Origin of the sequence: Bradyrhizobium oligotrophicum, from assembly GCF_051168495.1 — a bacterium.
GTDB lineage: Bacteria > Pseudomonadota > Alphaproteobacteria > Rhizobiales > Xanthobacteraceae > Bradyrhizobium > Bradyrhizobium oligotrophicum_A.
The window spans coordinates 153698-171750 of the sequence record NZ_JBNPVB010000010.1 but is presented as its reverse complement, the minus strand read 5'-3'; the positions used below and the strand labels follow the sequence as shown (position 1 = coordinate 171750).

Genomic DNA, 18053 nt, shown 5'->3' with positions numbered 1-18053 from the left:
TGACAAGGCGCGCATGCTTTCCATCACCGACATCTCGATCCGCCTTGCCGGACGGCTTCTCATCGACCACAGCTCGGTGCAGATTCCGCCCGGCGCCCGCGTCGGTCTGGTCGGCCGCAACGGCACCGGCAAATCGACCCTGTTCAAGGCCATCCGCGGCGAACTGTCGCTGGAGAACGGCAGCATCAGCCTGCCGCCGCGGTGGCGGATCGGCAGCCTCGCGCAAGAGGCTCCGAGCGGCCCCGACAGCCTGATCGACGTGGTGCTGCGGGCCGATCTGGAGCGCGACGCGCTGCTGCGCGAGGCCGACACCGCCATGGATCCGGACCGCATTGCCGAGATCCAGACGCGGCTGGTCGACATCGACGCGCATTCGGCGCCCGCGCGCGCCGCCGCCATCCTCAGCGGCCTCGGCTTCTCCGCCGCCGACCAGGCCCGTGCCTGCTCCGAATTCTCCGGCGGCTGGCGCATGCGCGTCGCGCTCGCTGCCACCCTGTTCGCCGCGCCCGACCTGCTGCTGCTGGACGAGCCGACAAACTATCTCGACCTCGAAGGCACGCTGTGGCTCGAGGATCACCTCGCGCACTATCCGCGCACCGTGATCGTCATCAGCCACGACCGCGACCTGCTGGAGACCTCGGTCGACCAGATCCTGCATCTCGACCGCAGCAAGCTCACGCTGTACCGCGGCAGCTATTCCTCCTACGAGGAGCAGCGCGCCACGCGCGAGATGCTCGATGCCAAGGCGGTCAAGCGCCAGGAGGCCGAGCGCGCGCGGCTGCAGGCCTTCGTCGAGCGCTTCAAGGCCAAGGCCTCGAAGGCGCGCCAGGCGCAATCCCGCGTCAAGATGCTGGAGCGGATGAAGCCGATCACCGCGCTCGTCACCCAGGACGTGCACGAGATCACCTTCCCCGCGCCCGAGAAACTGCTGTCGCCTCCGATCATCGCCGTCGACAACGCCACGGTCGGCTATGATCCGGCGCAGCCCGTGCTCAACCGCGTCACCCTGCGCATCGACAATGACGACCGCGTCGCGCTGCTCGGCTCCAACGGCAACGGCAAATCGACGCTGGTGAAGCTTCTCGCCGGGCGGCTCGCGCCGTTCTCCGGCAAGATCACCCGCGCCGACAAGCTCTCGATCGCCTATTTCGCCCAGCACCAGCTCGACGAGCTCGACGAAGCCGGCTCGCCCTACAGCCATGTGCGCAAGCTGATGGGCGAGGCGCCGGAGTCGAAGGTGCGGGCACGCGCCGGGGCGATCGGCTTCTCCGGCAAGGCCGCGGACACGCTGGTGAAGAGCCTGTCGGGCGGCGAGAAGGCGCGGCTGCTGCTCGGCCTTGCGACCTTCTTCGGTCCGAACATGATCATCCTGGACGAGCCGACCAACCATCTCGACATCGACAGCCGCGCGGCGCTCGCCGAAGCGATCAACGAGTTTCCCGGCGCGGTGATCATGGTGTCCCACGACCGCTATCTGATCGAGGCCTGCGCCGACCGGCTGTGGGTCGTCGCCGACCGCACCGTCAAGACCTATGACGGCGATCTCGACGATTACAGGCGCATGGTCCTGTCGTCCCGCAGCGGCGCAAGCGTGCGCGAAACGGATCGTCCGCAGGTCACGGAGAAGGCGGAGCGGCCGCGCGGCGACAACAGACGCAGCGGGCTGAAGCAGAAGATCTCCGCGGCCGAAGCCGAGATCGCCCGCATCACCGAGATCATCGCCAAGATCGACGGCGCGCTGTCGCTACCGGACATCTTCACGCGCGATCCGAAACAGGCCGCGCAATTGTCGAAGGCGCGGGCCAATGCCGCCGACGCGCTGGCGCGCGCCGAGGAGCAGTGGCTGGAGGCCAGCACGCAATATGACGAGGCGGCGGGCTGACGAACCCGCGGTCGTCGATTGAACAAGCGAGCCTCGAGCGCGCTCAGCTCGCCCGCTTCTTCGCCTTGGCGGGCTTGGCCATCTTCGGCGACGGACCTGGATCAGGCGCGCGCTCAACCGAGGTCAAGCGGCCTCCTGTGAAAGTGTAGACGCCGGCACGTGCGCCGCGCAGCCAGGTGACGGTGGCGACGCGGTCGCCGCCATTGTTGCCGATGTTGACGCTGTCGGGCGCGCCGATGCCGCGCACCACGTCGCATTCGGTGTGGCCGAGCGCGACGGTGCCGCCTGCAGTGGGTGGCGGCGCAGCAGCTGCATCGTTGGACATCGCATTCGCACCCGCCGCTCCCCCCGCCGGCACCATGCCCGGGCATGCGCCTTCGGCACTCACAAAATCCTCAGCCGTCACCGGCTTGTCCGGCGTCAGGGGCGGCGCGTCGATCGAGATATTCCTGATGAACAGGCGCTGCGGCCGGTTGAACCATTCGGCGTCCTTGGACAGGAAATCAGGCGTCCCCGAACATCCGGAGACGACCGGAGCAAGCACAAGGAACGCCAGAACGCGCGTCAGTTGTTTGTTGTGGTCTCGCACGATGAACCTTGCTGAATTGCAACCTGTGGACACTCTAACGTGTTGTCCCAACATCACTTTGCGGCACGTTCGTGACTTTGCCGACGCTCTGCCGGTAAATCGACAGATTATCATTAATCGCGCGGCGCTGCCATCTTGCCTGCCGGACTTACGCCATCATTGCCGACGTTGCCAGCGCCCGCGCTCATCGGCCTGCCAATAGGTGACCTCGAATCCACGGGTTTTGCAATCGCCCCAGGCCGATCGCGCTGCAGCGAGCGCGTCGGCATCGTCGCCGTTGAAGACCAGCACCATGCGCTCGTAGCTGTGCGCATCGGATGGCAGCGGCGCGTTATCGACCAGGAATCGGACATTCGCCGCGTTGGGATTGCTCTCCTCGATCGCCAGCACGATCGGCTGATCGGCCGCATCGGCCACCCGCCAGGTGGCATGCGGCAGAAACGAATCGTCACGATAGGTCCACAGATGCGCATCGAGCGCATCTGCACGTTCTTCCGAGGTCGATTGCACCACCACGCGCCAACCGCGCTCGAGCGATTTCTCGAGCAGCGGCGGCAGCACGCCTTCCAGCGTCATGTTCTGCAGATGATAGAACAGGACTTCGGTCATCCGCGCCGTGGTCCCTTACGCTTTCGCTTCGTAGGAATCCCAGACCAGCCGGTCGAGCAAACGCACGCCGTAGCCGGATCCCCAGCTCTGGTTGATCTCGGATTTCGGTGCGCCCATCGCGGTGCCGGCGATGTCGAGATGCGCCCACGGCGTATCGTTGACGAAACGCTGCAGGAATTGCGCGGCCGTGATCGAGCCGCCATGGCGCCCGCCGGTGTTCTTCATGTCGGCGAACTGCGAATCGATCAGCTTGTCGTATTCGGAGCCGAGCGGCATGCGCCACACCTTCTCGCCGGTCTCCTGCCCCGCCTTCAGGAGCTTGTCGGCGAGATCGTCATTGTTGGCGAACAGGCCGGCATGCTCGGTGCCGAGAGCGACCATGATCGCCCCCGTCAGGGTCGCCAGGTCGATCATGAATTTCGGCTTGAACTTGGTCGCGACATACCAGAGCACGTCGGCGAGCACGAGCCGCCCTTCGGCATCGGTGTTGATGATCTCGATGGTCTGGCCGGACATCGAGGTGACGATGTCGCCGGGACGCTGGGCGTTGCCGTCCGGCATGTTCTCGACGAGGCCGATCGCGCCGATCACGTTGGCCTTGGCCTTGCGCGACGCCAGCGCATGCAGCAGGCCGACGACGCAGGCGGCGCCGCCCATGTCGCCCTTCATGTCCTCCATCGAGCCGGCCGGCTTGATGGAGATGCCGCCGGTGTCGAAGCAGACGCCCTTGCCGATGAACGCGACCGGCTGGTCGCCGCGCTTGCCGCCATTGTAGCGCATCACGACTGTGCGACTGGGACGTGAAGATCCCTGGCCGACGCCGAGCAGCGCCCCCATGCCGAGCTTCGTCATCGCCGGCACGTCGAGAATCTCGACGGTGACGCCGAGCTTGCGCAAGGCGGCGGCGCGCTTGGCGAACTCCTCCGGGTAGAGCACGTTCGGCGGCTCGTTCACGAGATCGCGGGCCAGGATCACGCCGTCGGTCACATGGGCGCGAGGCATGAACGCCTTCTTGGCCGCAGCGACGTCGGCCACGGCGATCGAGACGCTGGCGCTGACGCCGCCCTCCTCGTCCTTCTTCTTGGTCTTGTAGCGGTCGAAGCGATACGCCCGCAGCTTGATTCCGGCGGCGAGCGAGCTGACCTGGTCCGGCGTCATCGGCCAAGCCGGCAGCTCGGCCAAGACCGTCACGGCTTCAGTTCCGGAATTGAGTTTCCCGGTTAAGATCCCGCCATATTTGAGGAAATCCTTTTCCTTATGTTCGCCCCCCTTGCCCGTTCCGATCACGATCAAGCGCTGAATCTTGATTCCTTCGGGTGCCAGGAGATCGAGCACGGCACCGTCCTTGCCCTTGAACCGGGCAGCCCCGGCCGCACGCTTGATGAGGTCGGAGGCTCCCCCGAGCGCCTTGTCGGTCGCGACTCCAAGTCGCAGGGTATCATCGCAGAACGCCACCACGATGCCGCGCGGAGCGGCCGACAGCGGGACGAAGCCGACCTTGACGGTGTCGGACATCAAGCAATCCTCCAAATTTCGACGTGAGAAGCCCCAGCGACCGTCCAAAAATCCGAGCGGACAGACGGGGATGGCGGCGGTTCGGAACCCAACTTGGCAACAGTATGGCCCGCCTTGGCCGGAGCTGCCAAGCCTTCCCGTGGCGGGGCGGCCACAACAGTGAAATTTTAACCGTATTTTCGTGACGCCACGCCACAGCCATTTTGTCGACGGATCAAAGGGATGGTAAAGATATTCACTGCTCTTGGAACGTGACGGCGCAGACAGCCCGGGGACCCGTTTCGAGGGGTGGCTGCAGCGCTCGTTCCGGGACTGCTGATTTGGGATCGGGCGCGCAAGATGGGGTCCATCGACAAGTACATCTTTCGCACGACGCTCGCGTCGTTTGCGTTGGTGTTGGTCAGCCTCACCGGGGTGATCTGGATCACCCAGGCGCTGCGCGGCATCGACCTGATGACGAGCCAGGGCCAGACCATCCTGACCTTCCTCGGCATCACCGGACTCGTGATTCCCTCGCTGCTCGGCGTCATCGCGCCGATCGCGCTGATGATCGCGGTCTCGCACACGCTGAACAAGCTCGCGACCGATTCGGAAATCATCGTCATGAACGCGGCGGGCATGTCGCCGATCCGGCTGTTCGTGCCGTTCGCCTATGCGACCTGCGTGGTCGCCATGCTGGTGACCCTCATCGCATCCTATTTCGCGCCCGACGGGCTGCGCCGGATCAAGCAATGGGACGCCGAGATCACCGCCGACGTGCTCACTAACATCCTGCAGCCGGGGCGGTTTGCCCAGCTCGACCAGAACCTCACGATCAGGATCGGCGAACGGCAGCCCGGCGGCGAGTTGAAGAGCATCCTGATCGACGACCGCCGCGATCCCAAGGAGCGAATCACGATCATCGCCGAGAAGGGCACGGTCGTGAAGAATCCCGACGGCTCGTTCCTGGTGCTCGAAGACGGCAATCTGGAGCGGTTCGAGATCGGCAAGCGCGAGCCGGCAATGGTCGCCTTCGCCCGCTACGCCTTCGACATGTCGAAATTCTCGAATCAGGGCCGCGACGTCACGCTCGGCATCCGCGAACGCTATCTGTGGGAGCTGATGGCGCCGGCCGATGACGATCCGATCTACAAGCAGATCCCCGGGCAATTCCGGCAGGAATTGCATGATCGCTTCATGGCCCCGATCTATCCGTTCGCGTTCGCCGCCCTGACCTTCGCCTTTCTGGGGGCGCCGCGCACCACCCGTCAGAGCCGTAATTTCTCGTTTGGCAGCGCCATCCTCGCCGTGTTCGGCGTGCGCATGGCCGGCTTCGCCTGCTCGGTCATGACGGTGAAGACGCCGGCTGCGGCGCTGATCCAGTACCTGATGCTGTTCGGCGTGCTCGCCATCAGCATCTGGATCATCGTCGGCGGCGTGGTCGTCGAGCCGCCGGCGCGGCTCATGGAGGCCATCAACCGTTCCAATGCGCGGATCGCGCGGCTGTTCAGAAGGCCGGCCGCCGCATGAGCATGGTCACCAACACGCTCGGACGCTACTTTGCCGGCCGCTTCCTGGTCTCGGCGGTCGGCGTGTTCGCGAGCATCTTCGTGCTGCTCGTGCTCGTCGACTACATCGAGATGGTGCGCAAGACCTCGGGCCTCGCCTCCGCATCGGCGCTGATGGTCGCCGAGACCTCGCTGTTCCGGGTGCCGCAACTGCTCGAGAAGATGATGCCGTTCTGCGTGCTGATCGGCGCCATGACCTGCTATCTCGCGCTGTCGCGCCGGCTCGAGCTCGTGGTGGCCCGCGCCGCCGGCGTCTCCGCCTGGCAGTTCATTGCGCCTGCGCTGGCCAGCGCGATCCTGCTCGGGCTGATGGCGACCACGCTCTACAACCCGATGTCGGCCAATCTGCGCGAGCTGTCCAAGCGCATGGAGGCCGAGCTGTTCGGCTCCGCTCCGGGCGGCGGCGTGCAGGACGCATCCGGCTTCTGGCTCAACCAGATCAACCCGGACGGCTCGGTCATCATCAACGCGGCACGCAGCGAGCAGCAGGGCGTTCGGCTGACCGGGCTGACGCTGTTCCGTTTTGGTACGGATAAACATTTCAAGGACCGAATCGAAGCGCGGGAGGCAACCCTCGAAGACGGCCAATGGGTGTTCAGGTCGGTGCGCCGATTCTCCCTCGATGCGCCTCCGGTTGACGAACCGACGTTCATTCTGCCCACGAGCCTGACGCCGGCACAGGTCAGAAACAGCTTCTCCACCCCCGAAACTGTGTCGTTTTGGCAACTGCCGACATACATCCGTTCGTCGGAAAGTTCGGGCTTCGCGACCGCGGGATATAAACTGCAGTATCATAAGCTGATCGCGCAGCCATTTCTGCTGGCTGCGATGGTCATGCTGGCCGCGTCGGTGTCGCTCAGGTTCTTCCGAATGGGCGGCGTACAAAAAATGGTTTTGAGTGGCGTGGGCGCCGGCTTTCTGCTCTACGTCCTGTCGAAAGTAACTGAAGATTTGAGCAAGGCTGAGTTGATGAATCCGATCGCTGCGGCGTGGCTGCCGGTGTTCGTCGGCGGCCTCACCGGTTTCATGGCTTTGCTCTACCAGGAGGACGGCTAGTGTCGTTCGTTGCCGTCCGTCAGACAGCGCTCGCCGCGCTTCGGCAGCATGCCGTTGCGTGCACCGGTCGTGTGCGCGCGCGTCGCGCCTTGTCTGCCGTCTCCGCATGCGTCGCCGCGCTGACGCTCGTCGTCGCGTTTGCCGCTGCATTCGATTCCGCCCTGTCGCCGGCTGCAGCCCAGGGCTTCACCTACAACCCCCGTCCGCCGAAGCCGCCGCCGCCGCGCGTCGCCAACGACAACCAGATGCTGGTGCAGGCGACCGAGGTCGATTACGACTACAATAACTCGCGCGTGTCGGCGGTCGGCAACGTCCAGTTGTTCTACAACGGCACCTCGGTCGAGGCCGACCGGGTGATCTACGACCAGAAGACCAAGCGACTGCATGCGGAAGGCAACATCCGCATGACCGACGCCGACGGCAAGATCACCTACGCCAACAGCCTCGACCTGTCGGACGACTACCGCGACGGCTTCGTCGATTCGCTGCGCGTCGAGACCGAGGACCAGACGCGGATGGCGGCGACCCGCGCCGACCGCTCGAAGGGCAACTACACGGTGTTCGAGAACGGCGTCTACACCGCCTGCGCGCCGTGCAAGGACGACCCGAAGAAGCCGCCGCTGTGGCAGGTGAAGGGTGCTCGCGTCATCCACGACCAGAACGAGAAGATGCTCTATTTCGAGAACGCCCAGCTCGAATTCTTCGGCGTTCCGATGGCCTACATCCCGTATTTTTCGACGCCCGATCCGACCGTCAAGCGCAAGAGCGGCTTCCTGATGCCGAGCTATTCGTCGTCGACGGCGTTCGGCTACGGTGTCGACATCCCGTATTACTGGGCCATCGCGCCGGATTACGACGCGACGTTCTCGCCGCGCATCACCTCCCAGCAGGGCGTGCTGCTGCAGGCCGAGTTCCGCCAGCGCTTGAGCAATGGAGCCTACCAGGTCAAGCTCTACGGCATCGACCAGCTCGATCGGAAGGCCTTGGCCGGTCAGCCCGGCGACCGGCAATTCCGTGGCGGCGTCGAGACGCATGGCCAGTTCGCGCTCAACGACAAATGGGTGACGGGTTGGGACGGCGTCCTGCTGTCCGACTACGCCTTCATGTCGGACTACCGTCTGTCGCAGTTCAAGGATCCCTACAGCTCCTTCATGAACCTGCCGACCGAGGCGATCTCGCAGCTCTATCTGACAGGGGTGGGAAGCCGCAGCTTCTTCGACATGCGGACGATCTACTACCTGAGCTTCTCCGGCAACCAGCAGACGGTTCCGGTCGTCTATCCGGTGATCGACTATTCGAACGTGCTGAACTCCCCCGTGCTTGGCGGTGAGTTCAGCTACAAGACCAACTTCGTCAATTTGAGCCGCCAGACTGCGGCGTTCGACGCGATCACGACGCAGGCCAATACGGCGGGTCTGTGCACGACCGCGTCGGCCGATCCGGGGGCGCGGCTGCCGGCCAATTGTCTGCTGCGCGGTGCTCCGGGCACCTATACGCGGCTGACGGCGCAGGCCGAATGGCGGCGTTCCTATACCGATCCCCTCGGCCAGATCTGGACGCCGTTCGCGATCCTGCGGGCCGACGCGATCAACGCCAACGTCACCAACCAGCCCGGTGTCGGCAACTTCCTGCAGACCGGCGACACCCAGGCGCTGCGGCTGATGCCCACCGTCGGCCTGGAATACCGCTATCCGTTCATCAACGTTCAGCCCTGGGGAACCACGACGATCGAGCCGATCGCCCAGGTCATCGTCCGCCCCAACGAGAGCTATGCCGGCCGACTCCCGAACGAGGACGCGCAGAGCATGGTGTTCGACGCCAGCAACCTGTTCAGCGTCGACAAATTCTCCGGATATGACCGGGTCGAAGGCGGCGGACGGGCCAATGTCGGCGTCCAGGCGACGACCCAGTTCGATCGCGGCGGCACCATCAATGCGCTGTTCGGCCAGTCCTACCATCTGTTCGGGCTCAACTCGTTCGCCGTTCAGGACATGAACAACACCGCCGTCGGTTCCGGCCTCGACAAGGCGGTGTCCGACTACGTGGCGAGGGTCGATTATTCGCCCAACAGGACCTACACGTTCAGCATGCGCAGCCGGTTCGACCAGCAGACGCTCAACGTGCAGCGCTTCGAGGCCGAGGCAAAGGCCAATTTCGACCGCTGGTCGGTCGGCCTCACCTACGGCAACTATGCCGCTGATCCGGCGATCGGCTACCTGACCCGCCGCGAGGGCGTGCTCGGGTCCGGATCGGTGAAGATCGCCAACAATTGGGTGGTGACCGGTGCCGCGCGCTGGGATCTTGCGGCCAACAAGATCAATCAATATGTGATCGGCGCGGGCTACGTCGACGACTGTTTCGTGCTGGCCGCGAACTATGTAAGGTCGTATAATTATTCGACAATCGCGACCGGCGCGCCCGTCCTCAACAACACGATCATGCTGCAGATCGGTCTGCGGACACTGGCGAACACGACGACCGGGTTCTAGAAGCCTCCCGCTGAGAATCCGGTTGTCGCAGAGCCTGCATGAGCCGCGGCGGCGCTTCCATTTGGATCCATTGCGAACAGCGAAGCTTGATCATGACGATCGCGTTCCCCCCTCGCCTTCGGGCCCTGATCATCTGCACTCTTGCGGTGCTGGTCTGGGGCACCGGAATGATGTCCGCCCGGGCCCAGAGCATCGTGGTGATGGTGAATGGCGACCCCATCACCGATTACGACGTCGAGCAGCGCACCAAGCTGAACTTCCTGAGCACCCGCAAGCAGCAGAGCCGCCAGGAGATCATCAACGAGTTGATCGACGACAAGGTCAAGATCAAGGAAGGCAAGAAGTTCGGTGTCGAGCCGACCTCCGCCGACGTCGATCAGTCCTATGCCGGCATGGGCTCGCGCATGCGGCTCAACGCCGAGCAACTGACGAGATCGCTCGAGAGCCAGGGGGTCCGGCCGGAGACGCTCAAGGCCCGCATCAAGGCGGAGATCGTCTGGACCAGCCTCGTGCGCGGCCGCTACAAGGAGCGCCTGATCGTGTCCGACAGGGACGTGGCCGCCGCCGTCGCCGCGGCCGGTGGCGACGGCGATCAGCAGGGCCAGGCCTTTGAATACAAGATGCAGCCGATCGTCCTGATCGTCGCAAACGCGTCCAATCAAGGCGCGATGGAAATCCGCCAGAAGGAGGCGGAGGCTCTGCGCGCGCGGATCCAGAGCTGCGCCGATGCCAACACCATCTTCAAGACGACCGCGAATGCCGTCATCAAGGAGATCGTCGTCAAGACCTCCGCGGACATTCCGCCCAATCTGCGCAAGCTGCTCGACGACACCCCGATCGGTCATTTGACTCCGCCGGAAGCGACCAAGCAGGGCATCCAGATGGTCGCCCTCTGCGCGCGCACGCCGACCACGATCGACACGCCCAAGAAGCGCGAGATCAAGGAGCAGATGTACACCAAGAAGTACGAGGCGACGTCGAAGGCCTATCTGCAGGAAGTCCGCAAGGCGGCGATGATCGAATATCGCCGATGACGAAGCCCCTCGCGCTGACCCTGGGCGAACCGGCAGGCATCGGACCCGACATCACGCTGCAAGCCTGGCTGCGCCGGACCGCGCTCGGACTTCCCGCCTTCTACGTGCTCGGCGATCCCGCTTTCCTGGCGCACCGGGCGAGACTGCTGGACTTGCAGATTCCCCTGGCCGAGGTGAGCCCTGAGGACGCGCCGCAGGCTTTTGCAGACGCGCTGCCCGTCGTCTCCACGGGACATCGCACCACCGCCCTGCCCGGTCGTCCCGATGCGACCAGCGCAGAAGCTGCGATCGGCTCGATCCGCCAGGCCGTCGCCGACGTCCAGGCCGGGCGCGCCAGCGCGGTCGTGACCAACCCGATCGCCAAGGCCGTGCTCTATCGTGCCGGCTTCTCCCATCCCGGTCACACCGAATTTCTCGCCGAACTTGCCGCCGACGGCGGCGCGGCTCCGCAACCGGTCATGATGCTGTGGTCGCCGACGCTTGCGGTGGTGCCGGTGACGATTCACGTGTCCTTGCGCGACGCGATCGAACAGTTGACGAGCCCGCTGATCACGTCGACGACGCGCATCGTCGCCGCGAGCCTGCGCCGCTATTTCGGCGTGGCGCGGCCGCGCATCGCCATGTCCGGCCTCAATCCGCACGCCGGCGAGGACGGCACGCTCGGCACCGAGGACGACACGATCATCGCGCCGGCGATCGCGACGTTGCGCAATGCCGGCCTCGACGTGCAGGGGCCGCTTCCAGCCGACACGATGTTTCACGAAGCCGCGCGCAAATCCTATGATTGCGCCGTCTGCATGTATCACGATCAGGCGCTGATCCCGATCAAGACGCTGGCGTTCGACGAAGGCGTCAACGTGACGCTCGGCCTGCCCTTCATCCGCACCTCGCCGGATCACGGCACGGCGTTCGGAATCGCCGGCAAGGGCGTCGCCAGTCCAGCCAGCCTCATCGCCGCCCTGCAACTCGCCGCGCGCATGGCCAGCCAGTCGTCATGAGCGCGATCGACGACCTCCCGCCGCTGCGCGAGGTCATTCGCGAACACCAGTTGTCGGCGCGCAAGGCGCTCGGCCAGAACTTCCTGCTCGATCTCAATCTGACCGCCCGGATCGCGCGCGCCGCAGGTCCGCTCGAGGACGCCACCGTGGTCGAGATCGGCCCCGGGCCGGGAGGCCTGACGCGGGCGCTGCTCGCGCTCGGCGCACGCCACGTCATCGCGGTCGAGCACGATGAGCGCGCGATTCCGGCGCTCAAGGCGATCGCCGATCGCTATCCGGGACGCCTCGAGATCGTCTGCACCGATGCCCGAACCTTCGATGTCAGGCCCTATCTCGGCTCGACGACGGCGAAGATCGTCGCCAACCTGCCCTACAACATCGCGACGCACCTGCTGATCGGCTGGCTGTCCGCCGAACCGTGGCCGCCCTGGTACGACATGATGGTGCTGATGTTCCAGCGCGAGGTCGCCGAGCGCATCGTCGCAACCGAGAACGAGGAGGCCTATGGCAGGCTCGGCGTACTCGCGAACTGGCGCTGCGAGACCAAGATCCTGTTCGACATCTCGCCGTCGGCCTTCGTGCCGCCGCCCAAGGTCACGTCGTCGGTGGTGCGGCTGGTGCCGCGGCCCGTGCCGGAGCCATGCGACCGCCGCGCGCTCGAACAGGTCGCCGCCGCCGCCTTCGGCCAGCGGCGCAAGATGCTGCGACAGAGCCTGAAGTCGCTGCCGTCCGATCCCGCGCGTCTCGCGGCCGCGGCCGGCGTCGATCCCACCCGCCGCGCCGAGACCATTCCGGTGTCGGGCTTTGTTGCCATGGCCCGCGAATTGACCAATAGTCGCAACGACAACAAGAATTAATCGACAAGCATTTCAGGGAGATCCGTCATGGCGTTGATGCGCCGTCAGTCGCTCGTCAAGTTCGATGCACCGCTGTGCGAGACCATCGTCGAAACACCGAAGCCGCAGGCCCGCGAAGTTCTCGTCCGCATCGAACGCTGCGGCCTGTGTCATTCCGACCTGCACATTCAGGACGGCTATGCCGATCTCGGCGGCGGCAAGCGCCTGGACACCACGCGCGGCATGACCCTGCCGTTCACGCTGGGCCACGAGATCGCCGGCGTCGTCGACGAGGTCGGGCCCGACGTGCCGAAGGAACTGGTCGGCGCCCGGCGCGCGGTGTTTCCGTGGATCGGCTGCGGCCAGTGCCGCGACTGCGCCAATGGCGACGAGAACCTGTGTTCGAAGCAGCGCTTCCTCGGCGTCTCGATCGACGGCGGCTTCGCCACCCACGTGCTGGTGCCTGACGCAAAATACCTGCTGGAGTATGATCCGCTGCCGGTCAATCAGGCGGCGACGCTGATGTGTTCGGGCGTGACCGCCTATGGCGCGCTGAAGCGCCTGGTCGACCGGCCGCGGCAGCGCAATCTGCTGCTGATCGGCCTCGGCGGCGTCGGAATGATGGGCCTGTCGTTCGCGCAAGCCATGTTCAAGCAACCGGTCTCGGTGGCGGATCTTTCGGCGGCTGCACGCGACACGGCGCGGCAGAATGGCGCAGCCACCGCCTACGATCCCGCCGAGCCGGATGTGATCAAGCGCATCCTCAAGGAAACCGAAGGCGGCTTCGACGAGGTCGTCGACTTCGCCGGCAATGAGAAGTCGATGGCGTTCGCGGTGTCGGTCGTCGCGCGCGGCGGCAAGATCGTGGTGTCCGGACTGATGGGCGGCCAGTTCACCTTGCCGATGGTGCAATGGGTCTACAAGCGCATGACCATCGAGGGATTCATGGTCGGCACGCTCGCCGAAGGCCATGAACTGATGGCGCTGGCCCGCGCCGGCAAGATCAAGCCGCCGCCGATGCGCGAAGAACCGATGGCCGACGCCCAGAAGTGGATCGATGCTCTGCGCGCCGGCCATGTGGTTGGACGGGTGGTGCTCTCGAATTCATGACTCGTCTCGTCGGACACGGCAGCGGCGCTTGCATCATTGCTGACTGTTGCTGCTGTCCCGTCACGTGAAGCCTCGGCGATGGACCGCGGGTGATGCGACCAGCGTGCCGCCCCTGCACCAGGCAAAATGGCACCGACGCGCATCACGCGAACCATGGCGGCCGCCGGCCGGCGATCATTTGTCCACGAACGCAGCGGTTTTCGGTACCGGCAGGGGGCTGCCGAGGGTGCAACCCATGGGTCGATCTCGCCGATGCGACCGATTTGACGTGCATTTCGGGCCAACGTCGCAACGCACAGCGGGTCCCATTGTGGGAAAAAAGCCGCACTGGGAAACGAAAAGACCGAGCCAGAATAAATCCGGAATTGCGGCTCATTGCCACCCAACTTGTCTCCGAGAACGCGCCGTTGCGTAAGCGTATCCGGAGTCATCAATGGCAAGCCGAACGGCAAGAGTTGCATTTGCCATTGCCGCCGGCATCGCAGGAACCGTGCTGGGCGCGCTGCCGCGTGCCGCCATCGCTGCTGAGGAATGTCTCACCGAGCCGACCGGCGACAAGTCGGAGGCGCAGCACTGGTACTACCGCTTCGACCGTGGAACCAATCGCCGCTGCTGGTATCTGAAGGATGCGAATGGGCGCGAGATGACGATGCCTGGCCGCCCCGTGCAACAGCCGGCGGCCTGGGACTTCGCCCAGCCCTCGCCGCCCAAGCTCACGCCGCGACGGACCGACGGTCCGGCGCAGCGCGCTGGCTCCGATGCGATGGGGGAGCTGCCACAATCCCGGCTGCGCGCCGGCCTGGACACGCGGAGCACGCCGAAGCCGCAAAATCTCGCCATCACCCCAACGACGTTGACGGCGTCCGACGCCAGCCTGTCGCGCAACCTCGATGCTTCGCCCTGGCCGTCCGCACCGCCGCAGACGAACACCACCGATCCTACGCCTGCAGCCATGGCCGATGACGGCAATGCCGACGCCGATGCCAACGTGCCTCCGGCGACCGATGCCGTCGTGTCCAAGGCGGCCAAGCCCGAAGCGCCGATCCACATGTTGATGCTGGTGGTGATCGGCGCGCTCGGGATATCGGGCCTGCTGGCGAGCGCGCTCTACCGCCTCAGCCGGATGGGACGGCAGCGCCGGCGCAACGGAAGCTGGCATGAGGACGCGGCACGCTTGCGCCGGGCTCGCATGAAACCGCGGACCAAGACGCAGCCGTCCGGGATACGTGCGGGGCGCGGCGGCATGCCGGTCGCCTCTAACGCCGACAACAGCCGCGGCGCGCAACCGGCTTCGGCGCTCGACCTCGCAAGCGCGCGGTTGTCCGCATCGCAGCCGGAGCAGATGGAGTCCCGCACATACCGCCAGGCGCCTTCGCATGCGCCCGCGCCACAGCGTCAGGATCATGCGGCCGTCTCGGCGCGCCGCCGAGAACTCGACGCCGCCGCTGACATGCGGCGGCCACAAAACACCGACGCCGTTTGGCAGGCGGTCGACAAGCTCGCAGAGATTGGGGCGGAGCGACGAACGCCGCCTGGGGCCGTCGAGCAGACGGCTTCGGCCGGCGCACAGCCATCCCCAGTCGCCATGATGGCGCCTGCGGCAGCACCGGCTCAGCAACAGCAGATCGCGGCTGTTCAGCTGGCGGCCGCGCAGGCCGCTGTCGCCAAGATCGCGGCCTCCAGGGCCAGCGCCGCCACAGCTGCGATGGCACCACAGGCTGCGCCAATCCATGACGCACCGACCGGGCTCCCGACCGCGTCCTGGTCTGCCCCGCAGAGATCTGCGCCGGCCATTCCCGCGCCCGCCTTCGTCGCTGCGCCACTGCCCACTCCAGCTCCGGCCCAGGATGCTGCGGCGGCCGCGCCGCCGGCGCCCGTAGACATCGGCGAAATCGTCTCGGCCCTGCGCAAGGCGCGCACGAGCGACGCCTCGTCCCCCTCTGCCGGCGCCGCACCGATCGATGCCGCCAAGGTGATAGCGGCGCTGCTGGTGTCGCGCGCCGCCAAGCGGCGCAACACGCAGCCGGATCCGGCCGAGGCCGGTGACGCCCCCGTTGCGGCCGGCCTCGCCCCGCCGGCTGAGGCTGCGGCCGCTCGGCCCGCGCAGCAACTGATGAATCGCCTGCGCCGCGGCCAGCAGGCTGCCCAGCCCGATCCCGTCACGTCCGATCAATCTCCCTCCGCCGACGCGCCATCGGCGGCGGCACGCGACCCAGCGGCCGCGCTGATCGAAACGCTTCGCGCCCATGCGGCACGGCAGCCGTCCCATCAGGCGGATGACGGCAGGCCTGCGGCCGCACCGGCAGCCATGTCGGGGATGTCCGCGACTGCGGATGATAACGAACTCGACGATCCCGCGGCGGCGCTGATCAATCTTCTGCAGTCGCGCTTTTCATTGCCCGAAGACGCACTCGAAGCGCCTCAGGACGACCAGGACGCGTTTGCCGCCCAAGCTCCGCAAAACGTCGCCCGCATCAACGACGATCCCGCCGCCCAGCTGATGGGCCTCCTGGAATCCCGGTCATCGATCCCGCCCGCATCCGCACCAGCAATTGTCGAGAGGCCGCAGCAGCAACCACAGCGCACGTCGCAGCAACGGCCCGCGTTTGGCCCGGCGCCGTACGAGGACCCGGCGACCCCGCCGCTCGACTTCATTCCGCGGCCACCGGCGCTGCGGCCGCGGCCGCGCAACATTCAGCAGGACGAGTCGCTGGACGGCATCCAGGACATCCTGGCGCGTCTCGGCCGCCGCGCCTGAGAGGCCGTTCAGCTCTCGAGCTGGCGCTGCAGTTCGCGCACGAACGTCGTCAGTCCGGTCCGGCGCTCGCGCTTCAGCCGCTCGGCCTTGAGGATCGACTGCACCTCCGCGAACGCCTCGTCGACGTCGCGGTTGATGACGATGTAGTCATATTCCGCCCAGTGGCTCATCTCGTGGCTGGCCCGGCTCATGCGCCCCCGGATGACCTCGTCGGAATCCTGCGCCCGCGTATGCAGGCGCTTCTCGAGATCGGCGGCGGACGGCGGCAGGATGAACACGCTGACGACGTCCTGCCGCGCCTTCTCACGCAGTTGCTGCGTGCCTTGCCAGTCGATGTCGAACAGCACGTCCTGGCCGGCCGAGAGCGCGGCTTCGACCGGCGCGCGCGGCGTGCCGTAGCGGTTGTCGAACACGGTCGCCCATTCGAGCAGCGCATTCCGCTTCGCCATCTCCTCGAAGCGGGCGCGGTCGACGAAGTGATAGTCGCGGCCGTCGACCTCGCCGGGCCGCATCGGACGCGTGGTCGCCGACACCGACATCTGCAGGCCCGGCATGCGCTCGATCAGCAGGCGCGACAGCGTGGTCTTGCCCGCACCGGATGGCGACGACAGCACGAACATCAGGCCGCGCCGTTCGACCCCATCGAAGCTTCCGTCGTGAACCGCCATGGATCACTCCAGATTCTGGACCTGTTCGCGAAACTGCTCGACCACGGTCTTCATCTCGAGGCCCGTGTTCGTCAGCTCGATGTCGTTCGCCTTCGAGCAGGTGGTGTTGACCTCGCGATGGAATTCCTGGGCGAGGAAGTCGAGCCGGCGGCCGACCGGCCCGCCCTTGCCGAGCATCTCGCGGGCCTGCGCAATGTGCGAGGCGATCCGGTCGAGCTCCTCGCGGACGTCTGCCTTGGCCGCGATCAGCAGCGCCTCCTGCGCCAGGCGATCCGGATCGAAGCGGTCGGAGGTTTCGAGCAAGGCCGCCACCTGCTCGGCGAGCCGTGCCTTGATGGCCTCGGGCTTGCGGCCTGGCGACGCCTCGGCCTTCTTCGCCAGGGCCTCGATCTCGTCAACACGCAGGTTGAGGATCTGGCCGAGCGTCTCGCCTTCGCGCCGGCGCATCTCGACGAGGTGCTTCAGCGCGGTCTCGAACGCCGCCGTCGCGGCATCCTTGGCCGCCTTCTCCTCGGCCTCATCGCTCTCGGGCTCGGCCACCTCGATCACGCCCTTGATCGACAGCAGGCCATCGATGCTCGGCGCGACCGCGTCGATCCGGCCGGCGAGCGAACTCGCAACCTTGAGGACCGCAGCGAGCACGTCCTCGTTGATGCGGACGGTCGACCCGGTCTCGGTGCGCTTGACGGTGAGATTGGCATAGACGGTGCCGCGCGACAGCACTTCGGTGGCGCGCTTCTTGGCGAACGCCTCGACCTCGTCCCAGCCCTGCGGCAGCCGCACCCGGACGTCCAATCCCTTGGCGTTGACCGATTTCAACTCCCACTCGAACGAGTAGGGACCGCTCGCCCCGTGGCTACGGGCAAAGCCGGTCATGCTCGACAGCGCCATTTCGTCAATATCTCCGGCCAATCAGCAACGGGGCCAGACTCAGCCCCGCCAAAAGTGCGCGAACCTTACGG

At 66.0% G+C, this 18053-nt stretch carries 14 protein-coding genes; 9 read left to right on the top strand and 5 right to left on the bottom strand.

Translation table 11 applies throughout. From position 1 onward, the window contains the following. Positions 1-13: 13 nt before the first annotated feature. Positions 14-1882 carry an ABC-F family ATP-binding cassette domain-containing protein gene (locus ACQR1B_RS20120; protein WP_434833239.1) on the top strand — a complete coding sequence of 623 codons (1869 nt, stop codon included), beginning with the start codon at positions 14-16 and terminating at the stop codon, positions 1880-1882. A 43-nt stretch (positions 1883-1925) separates the two neighbouring features. Here the strand turns inward: ACQR1B_RS20120 and ACQR1B_RS20115 are convergent, their stop codons facing one another. The 3 genes from ACQR1B_RS20115 to ACQR1B_RS20105 form a co-directional block, all read right to left on the bottom strand. Then, positions 1926-2426, bottom strand: a complete 501-nt coding sequence (locus tag ACQR1B_RS20115) for a hypothetical protein (RefSeq protein WP_434833391.1) — start codon at positions 2424-2426, stop codon at positions 1926-1928. A gap of 201 nt (positions 2427-2627) precedes the next feature. Then, complete coding sequence (locus tag ACQR1B_RS20110) at positions 2628-3080, bottom strand: DNA polymerase III subunit chi (protein ID WP_434833240.1); 453 nt, start codon at positions 3078-3080, stop codon at positions 2628-2630. A 15-nt stretch (positions 3081-3095) separates the two neighbouring features. After that, positions 3096-4595: a leucyl aminopeptidase gene (locus tag ACQR1B_RS20105; protein ID WP_434833241.1), complete on the bottom strand. Its 1500-nt coding sequence runs from the start codon at positions 4593-4595 to the stop codon at positions 3096-3098. Between the two features lie 339 nt (positions 4596-4934). Between ACQR1B_RS20105 and lptF the strand changes: the two genes are divergently transcribed. The 8 genes from lptF (at position 4935) to ACQR1B_RS20065 (ending at position 16423) form a co-directional block, all read left to right on the top strand. Further along, positions 4935-6104: an LPS export ABC transporter permease LptF gene (gene lptF / locus ACQR1B_RS20100; RefSeq protein ID WP_434833242.1), complete on the top strand. Its 1170-nt coding sequence runs from the start codon at positions 4935-4937 to the stop codon at positions 6102-6104. Next, the gene (gene lptG, locus ACQR1B_RS20095; RefSeq protein WP_434833243.1) at positions 6101-7198 is read left to right on the top strand and encodes an LPS export ABC transporter permease LptG; all 1098 of its coding nucleotides are present in this window, start codon (positions 6101-6103) and stop codon (positions 7196-7198) included. The genes lptF and lptG overlap by 4 nt, the downstream gene beginning before the upstream one ends. Beyond that, positions 7198-9687, top strand: coding sequence for an LPS-assembly protein LptD (locus ACQR1B_RS20090; RefSeq protein WP_434833244.1), 2490 nt, complete (start codon positions 7198-7200; stop codon positions 9685-9687). The genes lptG and ACQR1B_RS20090 overlap by 1 nt, the downstream gene beginning before the upstream one ends. 92 nt (positions 9688-9779) lie before the next feature. Continuing rightward, a complete protein-coding gene (locus ACQR1B_RS20085; protein WP_434833245.1) occupies positions 9780-10721 on the top strand; it encodes a SurA N-terminal domain-containing protein in 942 nt (313 codons plus the stop codon). Beyond that, positions 10718-11719, top strand: a complete 1002-nt coding sequence (gene pdxA / locus ACQR1B_RS20080; protein ID WP_434833246.1) for a 4-hydroxythreonine-4-phosphate dehydrogenase PdxA — start codon at positions 10718-10720, stop codon at positions 11717-11719. The genes ACQR1B_RS20085 and pdxA overlap by 4 nt, the downstream gene beginning before the upstream one ends. Then, positions 11716-12576: a 16S rRNA (adenine(1518)-N(6)/adenine(1519)-N(6))-dimethyltransferase RsmA gene (gene rsmA, locus ACQR1B_RS20075; protein WP_434833247.1), complete on the top strand. Its 861-nt coding sequence runs from the start codon at positions 11716-11718 to the stop codon at positions 12574-12576. Before pdxA ends, rsmA begins: the two co-directional genes overlap by 4 nt. 27 nt (positions 12577-12603) lie before the next feature. Next, the gene (locus ACQR1B_RS20070; RefSeq protein ID WP_434833248.1) at positions 12604-13665 is read left to right on the top strand and encodes an alcohol dehydrogenase; all 1062 of its coding nucleotides are present in this window, start codon (positions 12604-12606) and stop codon (positions 13663-13665) included. A 433-nt stretch (positions 13666-14098) separates the two neighbouring features. Further along, positions 14099-16423 (top strand): hypothetical protein, encoded by a 2325-nt coding sequence (locus ACQR1B_RS20065; RefSeq protein ID WP_434833249.1) that lies wholly within the window; start codon positions 14099-14101, stop codon positions 16421-16423. A gap of 8 nt (positions 16424-16431) precedes the next feature. Here the strand turns inward: ACQR1B_RS20065 and gmk are convergent, their stop codons facing one another. Further along, on the bottom strand, positions 16432-17091 hold the full coding sequence (gmk, locus tag ACQR1B_RS20060; RefSeq protein WP_434833250.1) for a guanylate kinase: 660 nt from the start codon (positions 17089-17091) through the stop codon (positions 16432-16434). A gap of 3 nt (positions 17092-17094) precedes the next feature. Further along, positions 17095-17982, bottom strand: coding sequence for a YicC/YloC family endoribonuclease (locus ACQR1B_RS20055; protein WP_434833251.1), 888 nt, complete (start codon positions 17980-17982; stop codon positions 17095-17097). Between the last annotated feature and the right edge of the window lie 71 nt (positions 17983-18053).